The sequence below is a fragment of the Rhodobacteraceae bacterium D3-12 genome, from assembly GCA_025916135.1.
Classification (GTDB): Bacteria; Pseudomonadota; Alphaproteobacteria; order Rhodobacterales; family Rhodobacteraceae; genus JAKGBX01.
Map to the genome: position 1 here is coordinate 3,208,411 of CP104793.1, position 19,746 is coordinate 3,228,156.

General features: G+C 60.3%; 18 protein-coding genes and 1 pseudogene. 6 read left to right on the top strand and 13 right to left on the bottom strand.

Annotated elements, in window-relative coordinates:
• The first annotated feature begins 152 nt into the window (after nucleotides 1–152).
• Together N4R57_15905 and N4R57_15910 are read left to right on the top strand one after the other, a co-directional pair.
• Nucleotides 153–836, top strand: coding sequence for a DUF2848 domain-containing protein (locus tag N4R57_15905; GenBank protein ID UYV36474.1), 684 nt, complete (start codon nucleotides 153–155; stop codon nucleotides 834–836).
• A 35-nt stretch (nucleotides 837–871) separates the two neighbouring features.
• Complete coding sequence (locus tag N4R57_15910) at nucleotides 872–1,549, top strand: GntR family transcriptional regulator (GenBank protein ID UYV36475.1); 678 nt, start codon at nucleotides 872–874, stop codon at nucleotides 1,547–1,549.
• Nucleotides 1,550–1,559: 10 nt separating this feature from the next.
• On the opposite strand, the gene N4R57_15915 is transcribed toward N4R57_15910, so the two are convergent.
• The 12 genes and pseudogenes from N4R57_15915 to N4R57_15970 all read right to left on the bottom strand — a co-directional run bounded on the left by N4R57_15915 (nucleotide 1,560) and on the right by N4R57_15970 (nucleotide 14,572).
• Nucleotides 1,560–2,891, bottom strand: coding sequence for an amidase (locus tag N4R57_15915; GenBank protein ID UYV36476.1), 1,332 nt, complete (start codon nucleotides 2,889–2,891; stop codon nucleotides 1,560–1,562).
• Nucleotides 2,891–3,277 (bottom strand): cupin domain-containing protein, encoded by a 387-nt coding sequence (locus tag N4R57_15920; GenBank protein UYV36477.1) that lies wholly within the window; start codon nucleotides 3,275–3,277, stop codon nucleotides 2,891–2,893. Before N4R57_15920 ends, N4R57_15915 begins: the two co-directional genes overlap by 1 nt.
• A 6-nt stretch (nucleotides 3,278–3,283) precedes the next feature.
• On the bottom strand, nucleotides 3,284–4,771 hold the full coding sequence (locus N4R57_15925; protein UYV36478.1) for a hypothetical protein: 1,488 nt from the start codon (nucleotides 4,769–4,771) through the stop codon (nucleotides 3,284–3,286).
• Between the two features lie 17 nt (nucleotides 4,772–4,788).
• Nucleotides 4,789–5,313, bottom strand: coding sequence for a flavin reductase family protein (locus N4R57_15930; GenBank protein UYV36479.1), 525 nt, complete (start codon nucleotides 5,311–5,313; stop codon nucleotides 4,789–4,791).
• Complete coding sequence (locus N4R57_15935) at nucleotides 5,310–5,855, bottom strand: hypothetical protein (GenBank protein UYV36480.1); 546 nt, start codon at nucleotides 5,853–5,855, stop codon at nucleotides 5,310–5,312. Before N4R57_15935 ends, N4R57_15930 begins: the two co-directional genes overlap by 4 nt.
• Before the next feature lie 314 nt (nucleotides 5,856–6,169).
• Nucleotides 6,170–7,564 carry a M20 family metallopeptidase gene (locus N4R57_15940; GenBank protein ID UYV36481.1) on the bottom strand — a complete coding sequence of 465 codons (1,395 nt, stop codon included), beginning with the start codon at nucleotides 7,562–7,564 and terminating at the stop codon, nucleotides 6,170–6,172.
• Nucleotides 7,561–9,128 (bottom strand): annotated as a pseudogene (locus N4R57_15945) (gamma-glutamyltransferase). Before N4R57_15945 ends, N4R57_15940 begins: the two are co-directional and overlap by 4 nt.
• Nucleotides 9,125–10,108: an ABC transporter ATP-binding protein gene (locus tag N4R57_15950; GenBank protein UYV36482.1), complete on the bottom strand. Its 984-nt coding sequence runs from the start codon at nucleotides 10,106–10,108 to the stop codon at nucleotides 9,125–9,127. The pseudogene N4R57_15945 and the gene N4R57_15950 overlap by 4 nt, the downstream one beginning before the upstream one ends.
• The gene (locus N4R57_15955) at nucleotides 10,105–11,100 is read right to left on the bottom strand and encodes an ABC transporter ATP-binding protein (GenBank protein UYV36483.1); all 996 of its coding nucleotides are present in this window, start codon (nucleotides 11,098–11,100) and stop codon (nucleotides 10,105–10,107) included. The genes N4R57_15950 and N4R57_15955 overlap by 4 nt, the downstream gene beginning before the upstream one ends.
• The gene (locus N4R57_15960) at nucleotides 11,100–12,011 is read right to left on the bottom strand and encodes an ABC transporter permease (protein UYV36484.1); all 912 of its coding nucleotides are present in this window, start codon (nucleotides 12,009–12,011) and stop codon (nucleotides 11,100–11,102) included. Before N4R57_15960 ends, N4R57_15955 begins: the two co-directional genes overlap by 1 nt.
• 1 nt (nucleotide 12,012) lies before the next feature.
• A complete protein-coding gene (locus tag N4R57_15965; GenBank protein ID UYV36485.1) occupies nucleotides 12,013–12,930 on the bottom strand; it encodes an ABC transporter permease in 918 nt (305 codons plus the stop codon).
• A gap of 130 nt (nucleotides 12,931–13,060) precedes the next feature.
• On the bottom strand, nucleotides 13,061–14,572 hold the full coding sequence (locus N4R57_15970) for an ABC transporter substrate-binding protein (GenBank protein ID UYV36486.1): 1,512 nt from the start codon (nucleotides 14,570–14,572) through the stop codon (nucleotides 13,061–13,063).
• 155 nt (nucleotides 14,573–14,727) lie between these two features.
• Here N4R57_15970 and N4R57_15975 point away from each other — a divergent pair, with 155 nt between their 5' ends.
• From N4R57_15975 to arsJ, 4 genes are all read left to right on the top strand, one after another.
• Complete coding sequence (locus tag N4R57_15975) at nucleotides 14,728–15,486, top strand: IclR family transcriptional regulator (protein ID UYV36487.1); 759 nt, start codon at nucleotides 14,728–14,730, stop codon at nucleotides 15,484–15,486.
• A 155-nt stretch (nucleotides 15,487–15,641) separates the two neighbouring features.
• Nucleotides 15,642–16,490 carry a helix-turn-helix domain-containing protein gene (locus N4R57_15980; protein ID UYV36488.1) on the top strand — a complete coding sequence of 283 codons (849 nt, stop codon included), beginning with the start codon at nucleotides 15,642–15,644 and terminating at the stop codon, nucleotides 16,488–16,490.
• Complete coding sequence (locus tag N4R57_15985; protein UYV36489.1) at nucleotides 16,490–17,488, top strand: ArsJ-associated glyceraldehyde-3-phosphate dehydrogenase; 999 nt, start codon at nucleotides 16,490–16,492, stop codon at nucleotides 17,486–17,488. The genes N4R57_15980 and N4R57_15985 overlap by 1 nt, the downstream gene beginning before the upstream one ends.
• Nucleotides 17,485–18,750, top strand: coding sequence for an organoarsenical effux MFS transporter ArsJ (gene arsJ, locus N4R57_15990; GenBank protein ID UYV36490.1), 1,266 nt, complete (start codon nucleotides 17,485–17,487; stop codon nucleotides 18,748–18,750). The genes N4R57_15985 and arsJ overlap by 4 nt, the downstream gene beginning before the upstream one ends.
• A gap of 23 nt (nucleotides 18,751–18,773) precedes the next feature.
• On the opposite strand, the gene N4R57_15995 is transcribed toward arsJ, so the two are convergent.
• Nucleotides 18,774–19,682 (bottom strand): LysR substrate-binding domain-containing protein, encoded by a 909-nt coding sequence (locus N4R57_15995; protein UYV36491.1) that lies wholly within the window; start codon nucleotides 19,680–19,682, stop codon nucleotides 18,774–18,776.
• Between the last annotated feature and the right edge of the window lie 64 nt (nucleotides 19,683–19,746).

Sequence of the window (19,746 nt, forward strand, 5' to 3'; positions counted from 1 at the left end):
GCAAGCTCTAAATAAAAACGCTTGTGATATATCACATAATGATTGTAAAACCGATCCTGTCAAGACGGTTTCCGATGCGGCCCGCCCAAAACGTACAGAATTCAACAGCGCGTCCGAAAAACCATCAAATTGCTAAAGAAAAGGAACACTCCATGACGATTTCGTTGAACATCGTTTCCAAAAACGCCGAAGAGATGCTTGTTCTCGATGCGAATCAATTGGTGATTGCCGGTTGGGCCGGGCGCGACAAAGCTGCGATGGAGCACCACATTGCCGAGCTTGAAGCCCTCGGTGTGCCCCGCCCCGCGGAAACGCCGACTTTTTATCGTGTCGCAGCAAGCCGCCTGACCATTGATCCGTCGATTCAGGTTTCGGGCGATACATCAAGCGGCGAGGTCGAGCCGGTGATCGTTGCAAGCGGCGGAAAGCTGTTTGTCGGGATCGGGTCGGACCACACCGACCGCGAGCTTGAAGCGCATGGCGTGACCTTGTCCAAGCAGATCTGTGAAAAGCCGATATCGAGCACCCTCTGGCCAATTGAAGAGGTGATCGAGCATTGGGACCAGCTCATCATGCGCAGTTACATCGAGGAAGATGGCGGCTCTGTGCTCTATCAGGAAGGCACGCTGGATGGGCTTTTACACCCCCATGACACGATGAGCCGGTTGAACGGTGACGCCTCGCTTGAGGATGGCACCGTTTTGTTGTGCGGCACAGTGCCTGCGCTTGGCGGGATCCGCTCGGCGCCGCGGTTTGTGGCCGAATTGGAAGATCCTGTCCTTTCGCGCAAGATATCGCTACGATATGATATTGATGTCCTCCCGATTGCCGGGTGAAAAACTGACATATTAATTGATTTTCGGTAGATACAATGAACGAAATGAATGCGCCCAAACCCGAGCGGCCAAAACGTGTCTCTCTCAAGTCGCAGGCTTATGCGACTCTCAAACGGCGCATTCTCACCTGTGAATTGAAACCCGGCGCGGCGGTGACGGTCGCTGATCTTGCGGATGATCTTGGGATGGGCCGAATGCCGGTTCTTCAGGCGGTTGAGCGTCTGACGCTTGATGGTCTGGTCGAGGTCATGCCGCGCAAGGGGGTGGTGGTTTCGCCGGTGTCTCTGGATGATCTGGTCGAAATCAATGAGGTGCGCCTGTTGAATGAGGTGCAATCCGCCCGTTGGGCCGCCCAGCGCGCCAACAAGACGCAGATACAGGCGCTGAGGTCGAACCTTGAGCGTATGACCGAGGCCGTTGAGACGCGCGATGTGGCGGATATGATCGCCCTTGATAGCGCGTTTCACGCTCTCATCAGCCAAGCGGCGGGCAACTCGATCCTGGCTGAGCTGCTGGCCAATCTGCACGACCGCTCTCAGCGGTTCTGGACCTTGTCGCTCAAAGTGCCGGGGCACAATGATCTGGTGTGCGAGCAACACGCGATGATCATTGACGCCATCGCTCAGGGCGACCCGGACAAGGCCGAAACCGCAATCCGCGAGCATATCAACGCGTTCCAGTCGAACATTGTCGACGAAGTGCTGCGCCGCTGATTTACGTCGCTCACCGGCGCAACACCTGCTCCACGCTGCGCGCCATTGCGAACAGGCGGCGGTCGTCCATCGTTTCCCCCATCAGCATTAGCCCGACCGGCAGCCCATCAACCGGCAGCGGCAAAGAGATTGCGCATCTGTCGAGCAGGTTGGCGACGGTGGTGTTGCGCAGGGCCAGCAGGTTGGCCGCGCCAAAAGCCGCGTCATCCGCCATTTCGGCAAGTGTTGGCGCCTCCATCGCGACCGTTGGCATCAACAGCGCGTCAAACGGTGCCGTTGCAATATCGGCGCGCGCGATCATTTGGCGACGTGTTTCAAGCAGATCTTGATACTCTCCCGGATGCTGCGTTTCGGCTTTGCGGATGCGCGCACTGACGCGCGGGTCATACGCGGCCTCGCTTTTCGCAAGCATCTTTTGATGCACGGCGAAAGCTTCGGCGGCGATGATCCCGCCACGCGCGTTGAGTGCGGGCAGAGCATCAAGATCATCGAGCCGGACGCGCGCCACTTGCGCACCGGCTTGAACCAGCGTTTTCAGCCCCGCCTCGAATGCCGCGGCGACAGCGGGCGTAAGATCGTCGAGAACGAAGTTGTCCAGCACGGCAAAGCGCAGTTCGGACAGGTCCGGCGCGGTGAGCATCGGGCCGCTTTCGGCGGAAAGCACCGCGTCGACCATTTCGCAGCAGGTCACGCTGCGCGCGACCGATCCGATCGAGTCAAACGACGATGACAACGGGAATGTCCCATCCATAGGAATGCGCCGCGCGGTTGGCTTGAAGCCCGTGAGACCGCAAAACGCCGCCGGTATCCGGCATGATCCGCCGGTGTCGGTTCCCAGACCGACCGCAGCCATACCATCGGCCACAGAGACCGCCGCACCAGAGGATGACCCGCCCGGAATGCGGCGCCGGTCGACCGGGTTTGCCGGCGTTCCGTAATGCGGGTTCAACCCCAAACCGGAATAGGCAAACTCGGTCATATTGGTGTGACCCATAATGACCATACCGGCCTTTCGCAAACGCGCGACCACGGCGGCATCCGCCGTTGCCGGAGCGGCTTGGGCAAGCACCTGCGACCCGGCGATTGTCACCCGACCGGAGATGTCGAACAGGTTCTTGATCGACACCGAAATGCCCGAGAGCGGCGACGGGCTTGCGCCCTGCGCGTGCAGGGTGTCGTGCCGCTGGGCCTGAGCAAAGCTGCGTTCGGGGTCGATCATGGTGAACACGCGCGCGCCCTCGCCCGCGGTATCGAGGATACGATCCAGAGCAGCCGAGGTCAGGGCGAGGCTTGTGACCTCGCCCTCTGCAAGCTGTTTTGACAGGTCAGCGACAGTGTCCATCACGCGGTTTCGTCGAAGTAATGGATTTCCATCAACACGCATCCGCCTTCGGATTTGAACGGCCCATGATAGGCACCGGGCGGACGACAGGCATAGGTGTGGGGCGCGAAGGCTTCGCCGCCCTCGCCGTTTTCGTCATTGCCCACGGTCAGATCCCCTTCGACAAGGTAGACCTCTTCCCAATAGTCATGGACAAACGGCGCCGTTGTGAACACCCCGGGTTCAAACCGCAGCAAACGGGTGCGATTGCCGGTGTTGTTCTCTTCATCGAGCGCCCCGGCGAGGATTTTCTGTTTGATGCCACTGGGATAGCCCGGCGGCGTGTGCCAGCCCTCGGTCCCCATATCAATGGCGAAGAATTCCTTGTGTTCCTTGTTGATCGTCATCGTCATTTACTCCGCAGCAGTGGAAAATTTGGCAAGTTCGTCGTCGAGCGCGTAGCTGTCGAGCATACGATCGACAAGCCCGGTGCACCGATCCCAATCAAAGGTTCGGAACGAGTGCCCCTTGGTCACAAAGGTGGCGCCGGCATAGAACATCTCATACTGGCTGTGACGCGAAGCGAATTCCGAGCCGACAGCGTCCCACGCCAGTTTGAAGAACTTTACCCGGCCCTCTGAGGTGCTGGTCGGGGATTGCTGGGTTTTGCCGACCATCTCGCGGACTTCGGGGTTGGCAAAATCAGCAATTGACGAGGGCAACATGATCAACCCGCCGCCTGCCAGCTCGCGAAGCGTCGTGTTGACCGTGCCGTAGAGCTGTTGCGTCAGAACCTGCGCGGCATAAAGCGTATGGCGGTCGGGGATGAAGTATTCGCCGTGGTGGCTGCCCTTGATTTCCATCGCATGAACCAGCGCGTCAACCATGGCGCATTGCGAGGCCAGCTGCCCGAGCGTTTCACGCACCTGCGGGAAGCCGATCACGCCGTTGGTCTCGGCCGTTTTGCGAGCGATACCAAGCAAGAAGCGCATTTTGACCATCAGCCTGATCTGGGCCTGATAGTTCTGATAGACATGCGCGGGTGTGGCGTGGAACTGTTTGTTGCACATGGCGGTGTCTTGATTGATGAACACCCGGTCCCACGGCACTTTGACATCATCAAAATATAGAACCGCGTCGTTTTCATCAAAGCGGCTTGCCAGCGGGTGGTCAAACACGCTTTTGGCCGAAGCCTCGTAAGAATTGCGCGACAGGATTTTGAGCCCTTTGGCATTCATTGAGATGGTGAACGAAACCGCATAGGGCTCCTCGCCTTCCTTGAGGGGCTGAATGCAGGTCACGAACACCTCATTGGCGAGGATACCACCGGTGGCCAGCATCTTGGCTCCGCGAATGGTCAGCCCTTCGCTGTCCTGATCGACAACGCCCGCAGTCAGGAACGGATCCTGCTGTTCATTCGCCGTCTTCGAGCGGTCTGCCTGTGGGTTGATGATCACATAGGTGAGGTAGAGCTCGTTGTCGCGGGCATAGCGGTAATAGTCGGCCAGCGCCCCGGCGCGCTCCTTGTCATAGGCCTCGAATGCGTCGAGCCCCATATACATGCCGGCGATACAGGACGCCACGTGGTCGGGTGCCCGGCCAAGAAACCCGCCGTGAAGCTCGGTCCAGGCTTCGAGCGCCTTGCGCCGCTCAACCAGATCGGCGTGCGATTTCGGCAATTGCCAAATCCGGTTGGCGCGTTCCCCGCCAGAGCCTTCGATCTCATACGTCATGAGATCGCGGTTTTCCTTGGAGGATTGGAAATCATAAAGCCCCGCGACCGAACCAACCGCGTTGCGGAATGCCGGATGCGTTGTCGGGTCGTTGACTTCGGCCCCGTCGATAAAAATCTGCCGTCCGTCGCGGAGACTTTCGGTGTGCTGTTTGCCAGTCTTTAGCATTGTGAACTCCTGTTGGATCAATAGTGAATGGCCAGAGGCCAGTCGGTTTCCATTTGCTCGCCCAGCTTGAGCGAGGCATAGCGCCCCTTGGCGAAAACGAGCGGATTGCGGTCGGCGTCGGTTCGGTGTTCCGTGACGCGAGCGATGAAAAGCAGATGGTCACCGCCATCTATCACCCGGTCAGCAGCACAGGTGAAAACGGCGGCAGCGCCGGACAAAAGCGGCACGTCAAAAGCGCCGGGCTGGCTTTTGACGCCTTCCCATTTGTTGCCCGGCCGCGCGAAACGGTTCGACAGTTCGGTCTGTTCCTGAGACAGAACATGGATCGCATATCCCTCGGCGCGCTGCCAAAGCGGCAGACCGTTGGCGCGTTTGTCGATCGAAAACAGCACCAAGGGCGGATCGAGAGACAGCGAGTTGAACGAGCTCATCGTCATGCCGAGTTTCTCTTCATCGACGCTACAGGTCACGATGCACACGCCGGTCGGAAATGCACCAAAAGCGTTGCGCAGGGCGCGCTGGTCTTCGACAGAAACGCTCATGATGTGCCTCCATCCGGCGGCAGCAGGTAATCGGCCATCAACAGCGCCTTGACCGCGCTTTCGCGCAGATCGCGCGACAGGGTTTGCAGCATGTCGAAGTTCCCGGCATCGACGGGTTCAAACAGTTGGTCGTTGATTTCGGACTGCACTTTGGCAAGCGACTCCAGCAAGGCGAGCCCGCGCTCTGTCACGCTCAGCCGCACGCGTCTGCGGTCTTTGGGATGCGGCAGTTTGTTCAGAATGCCCAGCTTGGCAAGCTTGTTGGTCTCGGCCGTTACAAAGGCCGCTGAATGCGCCAGATGCTCGGCGACCGCGCCAACTCCGACCCCCTCTGCGCCCTGAAGCTGTCGGGTGGTGATCAGGATCGTGTATTGCGGACCAGTGAGGCCGATATAGGCGCCAAACCGGCTTCGGACCTGCTCAAGCCGCGCAGAAAAGGCGAGCAGATTGTGCAGCATTTTGCGAAACGCCAGATCGCTGCCATCGGCAAGCAAATCATCCCGCGTCACGGTCAAAAGGGATTTGGTTTGCTTTTCCTGCATTGGCTCACTCTACTATATCTGTGATATATTACATATGATCGTAAAGTAACTTAACTAAGTCGTCAAAGTAATTTATGGCATAAAATTCAGACCCTTAGAGCTTTGCAGAGAAAATTTCACGGATAAGGCCACGTAAGCTGGAGTCGATTCTTGTCAGCGATGCTGGCCTAAATCGCTGGGGAAAATGCTGGCCGAGCCGGCCTAGATATCGCGCGAGCGTTCGCTGCCCGCGCCACATCAAAGCGCGGAACAGCTCAAGTAGAGTAAAGAATCTAAGCGGCATCGCCCCTAGAATAGGGGCGTGCCCGGTCGTCTTAGCTGGATTTCGGCCCGCCGGTGGCGCCGACATCCCAGAACACGCCAGCCATAACGCGCAATGCGTCGCGGCAGATGGGTTCCAGGACATGCTCGTTCGGGGCGTGCTGAGAGCAGCCACGATAGGAATGCGGCACCCAGATTGTCGGCAGCCCGAGAATATCGGTGAAGCTGTCGTTGGGCAGAGACCCCGCCAAATTGGGCAACACATGCAGATCGCCCGCAGTTTCGCGGATAGAATTGCCGACGAACTGCGCCCAAGGATGCTCAGGATCGAGCCGTGTTGCGGCAAAGAAGCCCCGGTCATGTGGCTTGATCTCGACCTTCGAGAAGCCAAGCGCATCAAGGTGACGGCGCAGAGCGGGAACAACCTCTTCCGGGTCGGTGCCAACAACAAAGCGCAGCTGGCACGTCGCCCGCGCCCAGCCCGAAATCGCGTTAACCGGCGCTTCGGGCACGCCCGACACCATCGCCAGCACCGCGAAGCTGTTCCAGCCAAAGACGCGCTCGGCCGGGGTCAGGCTTTCTTCGCCCCAATCGGGGTTGACCGCCGGGCCGTTGCCGCCTTCGACCGGCAGGTCGCGCAGGGCGGCGCGCACGCTGTCGGTGAGGCTGTCGGGCCGCCATTCCGGCACTTTGATCTGGCCACGCACATCGGTGATCGAGGCGAGCGCATGGGCAAGGATCATCGCCGGATCGCTAAGCAGCCCACCCCAGTTTCCGGAGTGATGCGCGCCCTCATGGGTTTCGATCATCAGATCAAAAGTCACCCCCCCGCGCGAGCCCATGAACATGGTCGGCACTTCGGGTTGCAGGCGCGGCCCGTCCGAGGCGATCAGCACATCGGCAGAGAGCCTGTCCTTGTGGGATTTGAACACTTCGGGCAGGCCAACGGAGCCGACCTCTTCGCTCATCTCGATGACAATGCGCGTGTTGAAGCCCAAGCTGCCGCGCTCTGCCAGAACGGCCTCGAGTGCGGCGATGTTTACAAGGTGCTGGGATTTGTTGTCGGCGGTGCCACGGCCATAAAGCCGCTCTCCTTCCTCTACAATCTCCCACGGGGTCAGCCCCTCGCGCCACATGCCCTCTTGCCCCAGCACCGTATCGCCGTGGCCATAGGTCAGCACCGTGGTCAGGTCATCGCCCTCGTGACGTTCGCCCAACAGAAGCGGGCCGCCGCGCGGCTCGGGATTGTCGATGATCTCGCAGGTAAAGCCAAGCGCCGTCAACCGGGGCAGCATCGCCTCTTCGAGATAGCGCAGGCATTCGGCCTGTGCCGCATCATCAGGGTTCTGGCTTTCGCTGCGATAGGTCACCAGCTGCGCGAGGTCGTTTTGAAAGCTCCCCTCGTCGAAATATCGGCTGACGGTTTCGATGGCGGCGTTGCGGGTCATTGGTCTTCCTCAAGTGCTGCGTCGCCCCATGGCGACATGATTTCTGTGCACCCCGCATTGAGCGAGCCCGAGCGCATCACCCCGGCGGGGCAGGCAAAGGCATAGGGCAAAACGGTGCGGCGCGTTGTGCGAACGGGTTTGACGGCCTCAAGCGCGGCAATCACTTCGGCCGGTAGGGTCTCGTCAGCGATGATCTCATCGCCGCCCGACATGTCGATGCGCGGATGGTGAAAGGCGTCCTCAAGCGAGAGCCCGCCATCGAGCATCAGCGACGAGAGCTGTGCCACCGCCGAGACGATCTTGCGACCGCCGGAGGCGCCAAGCGCAAAGCGCCGGTCGCCCTGTGCGCCAAGCACCGGGCAGACGTTCATCAAGCAGGCCTTGTCCGGGCCAAGCGAGTTGGGCTTGCCCTGTTCGGGGTCGAACCACATGATGCCGTTGTTCATCAACAGGCCGGTCGTGGGGGAGACCACGCGGCTGCCGAAAATCGACAGCAGGGTCTGGGTGTTGCTGACCATATTGCCGTCGCGGTCCACCACCGAGAAATGCGTGGTGCAGCCGGGGGCTTCGGGGACTTCGCCGGTGTCGCCCATCTTGCCCAGACGTTCCGCATAGGCAGTGTCGAGCGCGGAGGCATAGGCAGAAAAGGCCTTGGCCGGTGTGCTAAGGGGCCCTGTGTTTCCAGCTGTTCGAACACGCGGGCAAAGGTCGGACCCGCCGTCAGGCCGGGCACCACGTGGCAGAGCGCATCGCGATATTTTACGGGCTGCGCCGCGCCCATCCATGCGCGATAGCCTTTGAGATCCTCAACCGAGAGGCTGCCGCCCTTGGCCTGCACATCGCCGGCGAGCGCATTGGCAATATCGCCCTGATAGAAGCTGCGCGCCCCGCCCCGCGCCAGCGCGTCGAGCGTGGCGGCCATGGCGGATTGATCGAGGTGGTTGTCGGGGATCGCGGTCCAGCCTGAGCCCTTCGGCCATTGCCCGTCATCAAGGAACATCGCCGCCGCCTCCGGGTCTTTGGCCAATTCGCGCGCGGTCGAGGCGATCAAAAGCGCGGCGCTCCAATCGACCAGCATGCCCTCTTTTGCGTGGGCAACTGCGGGCGCCAGAAGATCGGCCCAAGGCATCCGCCCCCAGCGCGCATGCGCCTGCCCCATGCCATCGACCACGCCGGGCACGGCAATCGCTGTAGCCCCTTGGACGTTGCGGTCATCGACGACCCGCTCCCATGGGAACAGGTCGCTGGCCTTGCCTTCGCCGGACAGCGGGTAGTCCGCCACACGCAAACCGCGCGGTGAGCGCATGCCGAAGTTGATCGCTACCGCCTCGCCCGTGTCCGCGCGCCAATGCAGCGCCGCGCCGCCGCCCGCGGGGCCGCTCATCCATGGTTCAAGCACGCCGACCACGAACGAGGTCGCCACCGCCGCGTCAACCGCATCGCCCCCGGCGCGCAGCACCTCGGCTCCGGCTTCTGCCGCGAGCCGGTGCTGCGAGGCGACAACGCCGCCTGCGGTTTCAATGACGTGTTTGCGGGTGTGCTGGGTACGTGACAGGGCGCTCATGCTGCGGCCTTTCCAAACATTGGGCTTTCCGGATCGTGCAAGTGGCATTCAACCCGACCTTCGGGCAGGGCCAGAGGGCGCGGCGCGGTGGTTTTGCACAGCTCGGTCGCATTCGGGCACCGGGGGTGGAAGACACAGCCCGACGGCGGATCAATCGGGTTGGGATAGGCCGTCCCGAGCGAGGTTTCAGGCACGCCAAGGCCCGGTTCCGGTGTCAGGACCGAGGCAAGAAGCGCCTTGGTATAAGGGTGCTTTGGCGCGTCGAACAGATCGGCCACCGGGGCCTCTTCTACGATCCGGCCCAGATACATCACTGCCACCCGCGTCGCGAGGTGTTCAACCACGGCGAGGTCATGCGAGATGAACAGATACGTGAGCCCGAATTCCTCGCGCAGCTCTCCCAGCAGGTTGAGGATCTGGCTCTGCACCGAGACATCCAGCGCCGAGGTCGGCTCGTCACAGATCACGATCTCGGGGCGCATCACAAGGGCGCGCGCGATGGCGACACGCTGGCGCTGACCGCCGGACATCTGGCTTGGATAGGTGTTCATCACCCGCGCCGGAAGGCCGACCACGTCGAGCGCATCGCGCACGGCTTTTTCCTGACTGCTGCGATCGCCGACGCCATGCACCCGCAGCGGTAGCGAGATGATATCGGCAATAGACTTGCGTGGGTTGAGCGAGGAATAGGGATCCTGAAAGATCGGTTGCAAGCGGCTGGCCAGTTGCCGCCGGTCAAGCCCCTGCATCGGCTCGCCATCAACCAGCACCTGACCCGAGGTCGGCTTTTCCAGCCCCAGCAGCAGCTTGGCCAATGTCGATTTGCCACAGCCGGATTCCCCGACGAGGCCCAGCACCTCGCCCTTGCCCAGCGAGAGCGACACCTCGTTCACGGCGGTGAGCGGTTTGCGCGGGCCGAACAGCCCCTGTTTCACGGTATAGGTCTTTTTGACTTGGTCGAGTGTCAGGACAGCGCTCATGCGGCTTCTCCTTCGGCGGAAAGCGCGCCATCGGCGTGGACGCATTTGAAAACATGGGTGCTGTCGCCGCGCTCAGGGATCGCGGCGCGACACTCTGGTGTGACATGCGGACAGCGGGTGCGAAAGGCACAGCCTGTGACCTCGCCCACCAACGACGGCACGATGCCGGGGATCGTGCCCAGCGGCGCACCGCGTTCGGTCTTGCCCGGTTGCGGAATGCAACGCAGGAGGCCACGGGTATAGGGGTGCGACGGGCGCGCGAAAATCTGCTCGGCCGCGCCGGTTTCGACCAGCTCACCGGCATACATCACCGCGACCTTGTCGGCGACGCGGGCTACCACGCCCAGATCATGGGTGATCAGGATCATCGCCATGTTCATCTCACGCGTGAGGTCGACAAGCAGGCGCAGGATCTGGGCCTGAATGGTCACGTCCAACGCCGTTGTCGGTTCGTCCGCGATCAAAAGGTCAGGCTCGCACATCAGCGCCAATGCAATCATCACCCGTTGGCGCAACCCACCAGAAAGCTGATGGGGATATTGCGACAGGCGGCTTGCAGCGGCGGTGATGCCGACCTTTTCGAGCAATTCAATCGCCCGCTCACGCGCCTTTGCCTTGCCGACCTTGCGGTGCAGCAACAGCGTCTCGGTCAATTGGTCACCAATCGTATAGGCGGGATTGAGCGAGGTCATCGGCTCTTGGAAAATCATCGCCATCCGGTTGCCGCGCAGATCACGCAGCACCCGGCGGTTCGATTTTTGCAGGTCGATCCCGTCGAACGTCATCTCGTCGGCCGAGCGTTTGATCGACTTGCCCAACAGCCCCATGACCGCCAGCGAGGTCAGGGATTTGCCCGATCCGCTTTCACCGACAATCGACAGGGTCTCACCGCGTTGCAGTTCAAAGTCGATCCCGCGCACGGCACGCAGAATGCCGCCCCCGGTGGGAATGTCGAGACAGAGGTTTTTTACGCTAAGCAATGGAGTGGACATCAGCTTCTCCCTTCCGGCGAGGTCACATCGCGCAGACCGTCACCCATCAGATTGATCGCCAGCACCAGCACGAACAGAACCGCACCGGGGATCAGCACCAGCCAGGGTTCGAACAGCATCATGTTCTTGCCCTCGGACACCATCAACCCCCACGACGGGGTCGGCGGTTGGACGCCCAGCCCAAGGAAGCTCAGCGCCGCTTCGAGCAGGATGGCGTGGGCCATCTCCAGCGTGATCACCACAATCAGGTTGTTAAAAATGTTGGGCATGATCTCGGTCAACAGGATGCGCGGCGTCGAACAGCCGATCACCTGTGCCGCCGCCACATAATCGCGCCGCGCCACCTGTAGCGTCGAGGCGCGCATCACCACGGCAAAGCGGTCCCAGAGCAACAGCCCCAGCACACAGATCACCACGGTCAGCGACCCACCAAGGATCGCCACCACCGCCAGCGCCACCAGCACCACCGGCATCGCCAGCCGCACGTTGATCAGGAAGGTCACGACCGCATCGACCCTGCCGCCGAAATAGCCGGCGGAGACGCCCATCGCGGTGCCGATCACACCAGAGATCAGCGCCGCAACCACGCCAATCAACAGCGACACCCGCGCGCCATATATCAGGCGCGACAGGTAATCACGGCCAAGGTGGTCGGTGCCAAGGGGATGTTCCCATGTGCCGCCCATAAACACGGGTTTGACCATGCGGTTCATCAGGCTCTGGGCATAGGGGTCATGCGGCGCCAGCAGCGGTGCCAGCAGCGCCACGACAACCAGCAACCCGACGATCACCATGCCAAAGATCAGCCCCTTATGTCCGCGTGCCCGCGCCATGAGCATTTGCCGCGGCGTCGGGCCTTGGATTTCCTGTGAAAGCGGATCGACGCCGGGATCTGTTGTTACGTTGCTCATATCATGCGCTCCGCATACGGGGGTCGAGCCATGCGTTCAGCACGTCCGCCAGAAAGGTGAAAACGATGTAGAACATCGAGAAGACAAGGATCAGCGCCTGCACCGTGGGCAGGTCATTGCGCGCAATGCTCTCCCAAGCGAGGAAGCCCGCACCGTGCAAGGCAAAGACGGATTCGACGACGATCGACCCGCCCAGCATGAAACCCATCTGAACCGCCGCGAGGCTGACCACCGGGATGATCGCGTTGCGCAGGGCGTGTTTGAACAACACCCGCCCCTCGCTCGCGCCTTTGGCCCGCGCTGTGCGAATGAAATCCGAGTTCAGCACATCCAGCATCCCCGCCCGCGTCAGGCGCATGATCGCTGGCATGGCGTAATAGCCCAGCACGATAGTCGGCATGATATAGTGCCGCCATGTCGTTGCCCCCGATGGCGGCAGCCAGCCCAGCTGGATCGCGAAGACCACGATCAGGATCAGACCGAACCAGAACGACGGCATCGCCTGTCCCGCCACCGACAGGAACAGAGCAACGCGGTCGATGATCGAGTTGGGACGGATCGCCGCGAGAACGCCTAGCGGCACCGCCACACCCAGCGCAAACAGGATACCGCAAAGCCCGAGCGTCATCGTCACCTGAAGCCGCTCGGCAATCAGCCCTTCAACCGGCAGCTTGAAATAGTAACTTTCGCCGAAATCCCCGCGCATCGCGGCAAACAGCCATTCGCCGTATTGCACCAGCATCGGCCGGTCAAAACCATAAATGCGGCGGATCGCATCGATATCTTCGCCGCTTGCGGTTTCCCCGGCCAGCGCCGCTGCCGGGTCGCCAGAAAGGAAGAGCAACGAAAAGCTGATGAAGCTGACTGTGAAAGCCACCAGCAGGGCAAGGCCCAGTCGTTTCAGGATGAAGGGAAGCATAAGGGTACCTCGGGCGTGTGGCGCGGGGCCGCACACGTTTGGGTGTCAGTCATATGAATAGGAAACGGGGGTCGGAAAACAGAGACGTGCGAAGCGGGGCAGGTGCGCATGGCCCCTGCCCCGGTCACTATCAGTTCCAGCTCATGTCGATAAAGCGCAGCACCTCGTCCGGTGTGGGCGTGTATGCGACATCGTTGGTGAACACATAGTTGGTGTTATAGCTGAACATCGGCGCCCAGAAGGCTTGGTCCGCGATGCGGTTGATCGCCTTGCCGTAGTATTCGATCCGCTCATCCGGATTGGTCGAGCTGTCGGCAACCTTGAGCCACTCCAGAACCTGATCGTCACGGGTGCTGTCGAGCGAGCCATGCTTGAAGAACTGGCTGACCATCGCCGAGGCGTCGTTGATCGAATAGCTGCCCCAAGTCTGGAAGGTCATCGGCACTTTGCCTTGCATGTTCAGCTCGCGCAGGGCCGAATACTGCAGCATCTTGAAGTCGGTCTTGATGCCAACAGCGTTCAGATAGGAGGTGATCGCTTCGGCATAGGCGCGGTCGCGATAGGCGTAGAACTCGGTCGTGAACCCGTCGGGATAGCCCGCCTCGGCCAGAAGTGCCTTAGCTTTTTCCGGGTCGTACTCATAGTTCTTCACGTCCTGAACACAGCCGAACTGGCTGGGGAAACAGGGGGTCTGAACCACTTTCGACTTGCCCTTGAGCAGCGCATCAACCAGCTCCTGACGGTTGATGGCATAGTTCACCGCCTGACGCACTTTCAGCTTGGTAAACGGATTATCCGCACCGGTCCGCCCGGCGCTGTCCATCTGGAGGTAGCCGACACGCATGGTGGATTCATTGGCCACCTTGAACTGTCCCATCTGGGCCAGTTTTTCGGCCTGATCCGCAGGCACCTGCCAAATCAAATCAAGCGAACCCGAGAAGAGCTCGGCCATCTGGGTGTTCACATCCGGGATGGTGCGGATGTCGACGTTCTTGATCTTGGGGGCTCCCTTGGGGCTGTCGTGGTAGCCTTCGTTGGCTTCGAGCACGAAATGCTGACCCGGCACCACGTTGGTCACCTTGTAAGGACCGGTTCCAACGGGTTTGAGACCCATGCCGGACGGGCCGACCTCGGCGTAATATTCATTCGGGTACATCGACACCGGACCCGACAGGAATTCGATCGCCGCCGGGAACTTGTCCTTGAGCATGATACGCACGGTGTAGTCGTCGATCTTCTCGGCCGACTTCATCCAGTTCACGTTGCGTTGGGTTTTGACGCCGTTTTCTTCCTTGGCGACGTAGTTGACCGTGAACACAACATCATCGGCGTTAAACGGCTCGCCATTGTGGAAGGTCACGCCTTCGCGCAGCTTGAATTCCAGCGTGGTGTCGTCGATCCATGTCCACGAGGTGGCAAGGTTGCCCTTGTATTCATTGGTCGCCGGATCGCGATAGATCAGCCCGTCCCAGATCGCGCGCTGAAGCACGACGCCTTCGCGCGACGAGTTAAAGTAGCTGTCGACGTTCTCAAGCTCTTTGGTGAACGCAACGCGCAGCGTATCGTTCGCCTTTTCGGCAACGGCGGGTGCCGCTGCTACAAAAAGCGCCAAAAGCGAGGAAGAGATCAGTTTTCTGGTCATGTCATATCCCTGATGTAAGTTTTTGCTTGGCATCACGGTATCATTATTTGATACTCAATGATATTATTTAATCATCGTAAGCGAAAAACCGGTCTACTCGTCAAGCCCTTTGTGAGGTGACAACAGGTAATCTCCGAGCAAAAGAGTGGAAAAAGATGGAAATGAAGCAGAATCCATTGTTCGCAGGCACCCTCGCCAAGGGATTGAAGCTGTTGCGCGCTTTTGACGAATCAAATGCGTCGTTGTCGCTGTCGGATCTGGTGGCGCGCACCGGGCTTGAGAAAAGCGCCGTGCAACGGTTTGCCCATACGCTGCACGCCGAAGGCATGCTGGAGCGCGACCCCGCCACCCGCCGCTATCAGCCCAGCCACGCGTGGCTGCAATTGGCCTATGCCTACTACTGGGCCGACCCGCTTGCGGCGCGTGCCTTGCCCAAAATGATCGAGCTGAGACAGGCAATTGGTGAGACAGTCAATCTGGCTGAAATTTCGGGCGATCACATCATCTATGCCCTGCGCCTGCCAAATCAGCGGGCGCAATTTGCCTCCAGCATTATCGGCCGCCGCCTGCCCGCTCTGGTGACAGCCTCGGGGCGCGTGATCCTGTCGACATGGACCAAAGAAGAGCGCGCGACTGCTGTTGCAAACTGGCCCATTCACAGCGCGACCCCCAAAACGGAAATCGACCGTGACGCGATCGCCCAGTCGATCGAGACCGCAGCCCAAGACGGCTATGCCCTGACGCAGAACCAGATGATTTTGAACGAAATCAGCGTGGCTGTGCCGGTTCTAGGCCCCGACGGCAGAGCAAGCGCCGCTATACAAGTCGCCGTTGCGGCCCACAGCTTTGATGGTGACAAAGTCAGAAAAGAGATTTTGCCCGCGCTTATGGATACGGCGAACGCGCTGCATTGATGGCGCAGGAGCGCTTGTCGCGCAAAGCTGCGATGCTCTGACCCGGTACAGCCGACACAATGCCTAGCACCGCTTCGTTCAGACCGCTTGGAAGCGTTAGGACTGTCATAAAAGCGTCACTTGGCACCGCCCACTAATTCACTTATTCATGAATTATGGATATAATGATTCCCAACCGCCTTTCGACCCTCGGCCATCCCCAGCGACTGGCTGTGTTCAAGCTGCTGATGCGGCGCTACCCTGATCGCGTGCCCGCGACCGAGCTGGCCCATGCGCTCGGGCTGAAACCGAATACGCTTTCCACCTATGTCAGCGCGCTTTTGCAGGCCGGATTGGTGCAACAGCAACGTGTTGGCACCTCTTTGCGCTATTCCATCGACATGTCCGCCGCCCGCGAGACCATTGATTATCTCCAGCACGACTGCTGCCGGGGCCGCCCAGAAATTTGCGCGTCAGCACCCTTTCCCACCCCGTCCGGAGACAGCGCCTTGACTGACCGTAAATATAACGTCCTGTTCATCTGCACCGGCAATTCGGCCCGTTCAATCTTTGCCGAATCCATCCTGCGTGACATCGCTGGCGATCGTTTTGTGGCCTATTCGGCGGGCATCACGCCGCGCTCCGAACTGAACCCCTTCGCGCTCGACGTGTTGCAGCAGAAGGGCCATAATGTTTCGGTCCTGCGTTCGAAAAACCTATCGGAATTTCAGGGCGCGGACGCGCCCGAATTCGATTTCGTCTTTACCGTTTGCGATCAGGCCGCAAACGAGGAATGCCCGGCATGGCGCGGCCAGACGATCAGCGCCCATTGGGGCCTGCCTGATCCGGTTTCTGTCGAGGGGACCGACGCGGAAAAAAGTCTCGCCTTTCATCAAACCTATGGTGCGCTGCGCAACCGGATGATCGGGTTCACCGCCTTACCGATTGCCTCGCTTGACCGTTTGTCCTTGCAAAAAGCGGTCGATGACATCGGCCAGATCAATGAAAAAGAAGGAGCCGCCTGATGACCGTTTACGCCCTTAACGGCCTTGGCCGGATCGGAAAGCTCGCGCTGCGCCCGCTGCTCGAACGCGGGGCCGAGATTGCCTGGATCAATGATGCGGTGGGTGATCCTGCCATGCACGCACATCTGTTTGAATTTGATACGGTTCATGGCCGTTGGGACGCCGCGTTTGAGCATGACGCCGATAGCGTCACCATCAATGGCGCGCGCCTGCCTTTTATCGGCACGCGCGACATCGCTGATCTGCCGCTTGAGGGGGTCGATGTGGTGATCGACTGCACCGGCGTCTTCAAGACCGAAGCCAAGCTCGCCCCGTTTTTTGAGGCCGGCGTGAAAAAGGTGGTGGTCTCTGCCCCGGTCAAGGACGGCGATGCGGCCAACATCGTCTTTGGCGTCAACCACGACATTTACGAGCCCGACCGCCACAAGATCATCACCGCCGCGAGCTGCACAACCAACTGCCTCGCCCCGGTGGTCAAGGTCGTCCATGAAAATCTCAAGATCAAACATGGCTCGATGACGACGATCCACAACGTGACCAACACGCAGACGATCGTTGATCGCCCGGCCAAGGACCTGCGCCGTGCCCGCTCTGCGCTGAACGCGCTGATCCCGACCACGACGGGCAGCGCCACAGCGATCACCCTGATCTATCCGGACCTCAAGGGCCGGTTGAACGGCCATGCCGTGCGCGTGCCGCTGTTGAATGCCTCGCTGACCGACTGTGTGTTCGAAGTCGAGCGCGACACCACCGCCGAAGAGGTCAACGCCTTGTTCAAAGCCGCCGCTGCCGGGCCATTGGCCGGAATACTGGGCTATGAAGAACGCCCGCTGGTTTCGACCGACTATACCAACGACGAACGCTCCAGCATTGTGGACGCGCTGTCGACCATGGTCGTCAATGGCACACAGGTGAAAATCTATGCGTGGTATGACAACGAGATGGGCTATGCGCACCGCTTGGTTGACGTGGCGATGATGGTGGGAGCCTCGGTGTGAGCCAAGCCTCGTCCCGGCCAGAGGGGATGTCGGCCTATATCGCCGTTACGGCGGCCTATTGGGCGTTTATGCTCACCGATGGCGCTTTGCGCATGTTGGTGCTGTTGCATTTTCACACGCTGGGCTTTTCGCCGGTGCAGCTGGCCTATTTGTTCGTGCTCTATGAAATTGCCGGTGTGCTGACCAATCTCGGCGCAGGCTTTATCGCGGCGCGGTTTGGGCTGACCTCCACGCTTTATGCGGGGTTGGGGTTGCAAGTGCTGGCTTTGCTGGCCTTGGCACAGCTTGATCCGACATGGGCAGTCGGGGCCTCTGTCGTTTATGTCATGCTGGTGCAAGGGGCGAGCGGCGTGGCCAAGGATCTGGCCAAGATGTCGTCGAAATCCGCCGTCAAACTGCTTGCTCCGTCCGAAGGGGCGGGCCTGTTTCGCTGGGTGGCTTTGCTGACCGGTTCGAAGAATATGGTGAAAGGCTTGGGCTTTCTTCTCGGCGCGGCGTTGCTGGCGACCATCGGGTTTGTCTGGGCGGTTCTGGGCATGGCGGCGATCCTCGGGCTTATCCTATTGGCTGTGCTGATCGCCATGCCCCCCGGCCTGCCCAAGGGCCGCAAGGACGCGAAGTTCTCGGAAGTTTTCTCAAAGTCGGGCAACGTCAATTGGCTCAGCGCGGCGCGGGTGTTCCTGTTTGGCGCGCGGGATGTTTGGTTTGTGGTCGGCATTCCGATCTACTTCTATGCGGTGCTGTCTGATGGCACGCCTGACGGCAATCGCACGGCGTTCTGGCTCATCGGCAGTTTCATGGCCGGCTGGGTGATCCTCTATGGCTTGGTGCAGGCGATTGCGCCGCGCATTTTGCGCGCCAACTCACGGCCAGAGCGTGAGCTGATCGCCGCCGCACGCACATGGGCTTGGGCGCTTGCAATTGTTCCCGGACTGCTCAGCATGGCCGCGCTTGTGGCGGAGGGGCCGCAGATGTGGCTCACCATCAGCGTCGTTGTCGGCTTGTTGGTGTTCGGTGCGGTATTTGCCGTGAATTCTTCGCTGCATTCCTATCTGATCCTGTCCTTCACCAAGGCCGAACGGGTCACGATGGATGTTGGGTTCTACTACATGGCAAATGCGGCTGGGCGCCTTGCCGGGACCGTGTTGTCGGGCCTCACATATCAAACCGGCGGACTGACTTTGATGTTGGCCGTGGCGGCGGTGATGGTTGCGCTGTCGGCGGTTGCTGTTGGCTTTTTGCGCCCGGCGCAAGCAGGCTGAAAAGGGCGCTTCTTAACGCGCTTTCACTCGTGTTCTGTTGCGGAACTCGCGCTGCCGGCGCCTTCCAACGCTGTCCAGATCGCGTCTTCGGCGTCTGATTTCTTGCCGATCAACCGGGCCGCCACAGTTGCGATCCGCGGCGTCGGCAGCACGTCGCTAAAGCTCTCAAGCTTGTTCTTAGCGGGGAGGTTCTCAACCATAGACTGTGGAATCCACGCGATGCCGATGCCATTTGCAGCCAGTTGCATCGCCCCGACCGTAAGCGCGGTCTCGACCTTGGTAGTGCGCGAGAAGGCATCGGCGATGCGCGGGTTCACCTCGGCGTTGATCAATTTGCCCAGAAAAACATCCGAAGGGTATCCGATCACCGGCAACTCCCCCATTTCGATCTGCTGGCGCAGGGCAGCCGTGCCGACCGGGATCAGCCCCTCGTCCGAGATCAACAACTCCTCGACATATTCCTCGGGTGGCTGGGCAAGCTCGGCGCGTGATTTGTAGGTCAGCACAAGATCCGCCTCTTTGGTGATCAACATCCCCCAGCATTCCGACCGGTTGGCCGACCGCAAACGCAAATCAAAGCCCAACGCCTCAAAATGGGTCGCAATCAGCGGCGGCAAAAGCGATGTCGTGATGGCGTGCTGGCTGGCGATGACCACACGGCTGCTCACCTCGCGGTCAGCCTTGCGCAGATCAACCACCAACCCTTTGAGGTCACTCGACAGGCGGCGCAGGCGGTCTTCGTGTTCGACAAGCATCCCCGTCGGACGCGCGGGCTTGCGCGACCGGTCCATCAGCTCAACACCCAAGTAGTCTTCGATACTGCGCACCCGCCGGGAAAACGCAGGCTGCGTCAGATAGCGTCGGCTCGCCGCTTCGTTCAGCGACTCGCTTTCAAAAATCGCGACAATATCTTCGAGCCATTCCAGCTTCATGGCGCCACCCCCACAATATGCGACTATTGCATAATAGGTCGAAAACTTGGCATTTGAGAACCCG

Excerpts from the sequence above, each read along its gene's own strand:
- N4R57_15925 (UYV36478.1), bottom strand. The coding sequence starts at position 4,771 with ATGCTAAAGACTGGCAAACAGCACACCGAAAGTCTCCGCGACGGACGG.
- N4R57_15905 (UYV36474.1), top strand. The coding sequence starts at position 153 with ATGACGATTTCGTTGAACATCGTTTCCAAAAACGCCGAAGAGATGCTT.
- N4R57_15930 (UYV36479.1), bottom strand. The coding sequence starts at position 5,313 with ATGAGCGTTTCTGTCGAAGACCAGCGCGCCCTGCGCAACGCTTTTGGT.
- N4R57_15920 (UYV36477.1), bottom strand. The coding sequence starts at position 3,277 with ATGACGATCAACAAGGAACACAAGGAATTCTTCGCCATTGATATGGGG.
- N4R57_15995 (UYV36491.1), bottom strand. The coding sequence starts at position 19,682 with ATGAAGCTGGAATGGCTCGAAGATATTGTCGCGATTTTTGAAAGCGAG.
- N4R57_15965 (UYV36485.1), bottom strand. The coding sequence starts at position 12,930 with ATGCTTCCCTTCATCCTGAAACGACTGGGCCTTGCCCTGCTGGTGGCT.
- N4R57_15935 (UYV36480.1), bottom strand. The coding sequence starts at position 5,855 with ATGCAGGAAAAGCAAACCAAATCCCTTTTGACCGTGACGCGGGATGAT.
- N4R57_15970 (UYV36486.1), bottom strand. The coding sequence starts at position 14,572 with ATGACCAGAAAACTGATCTCTTCCTCGCTTTTGGCGCTTTTTGTAGCA.
- N4R57_15985 (UYV36489.1), top strand. The coding sequence starts at position 16,490 with ATGACCGTTTACGCCCTTAACGGCCTTGGCCGGATCGGAAAGCTCGCG.
- N4R57_15940 (UYV36481.1), bottom strand. The coding sequence starts at position 7,564 with ATGACCCGCAACGCCGCCATCGAAACCGTCAGCCGATATTTCGACGAG.
- N4R57_15975 (UYV36487.1), top strand. The coding sequence starts at position 14,728 with ATGGAAATGAAGCAGAATCCATTGTTCGCAGGCACCCTCGCCAAGGGA.
- N4R57_15980 (UYV36488.1), top strand. The coding sequence starts at position 15,642 with ATGGATATAATGATTCCCAACCGCCTTTCGACCCTCGGCCATCCCCAG.
- N4R57_15910 (UYV36475.1), top strand. The coding sequence starts at position 872 with ATGAACGAAATGAATGCGCCCAAACCCGAGCGGCCAAAACGTGTCTCT.
- N4R57_15955 (UYV36483.1), bottom strand. The coding sequence starts at position 11,100 with ATGTCCACTCCATTGCTTAGCGTAAAAAACCTCTGTCTCGACATTCCC.
- N4R57_15960 (UYV36484.1), bottom strand. The coding sequence starts at position 12,011 with ATGAGCAACGTAACAACAGATCCCGGCGTCGATCCGCTTTCACAGGAA.
- N4R57_15915 (UYV36476.1), bottom strand. The coding sequence starts at position 2,891 with ATGGACACTGTCGCTGACCTGTCAAAACAGCTTGCAGAGGGCGAGGTC.
- N4R57_15950 (UYV36482.1), bottom strand. The coding sequence starts at position 10,108 with ATGAGCGCTGTCCTGACACTCGACCAAGTCAAAAAGACCTATACCGTG.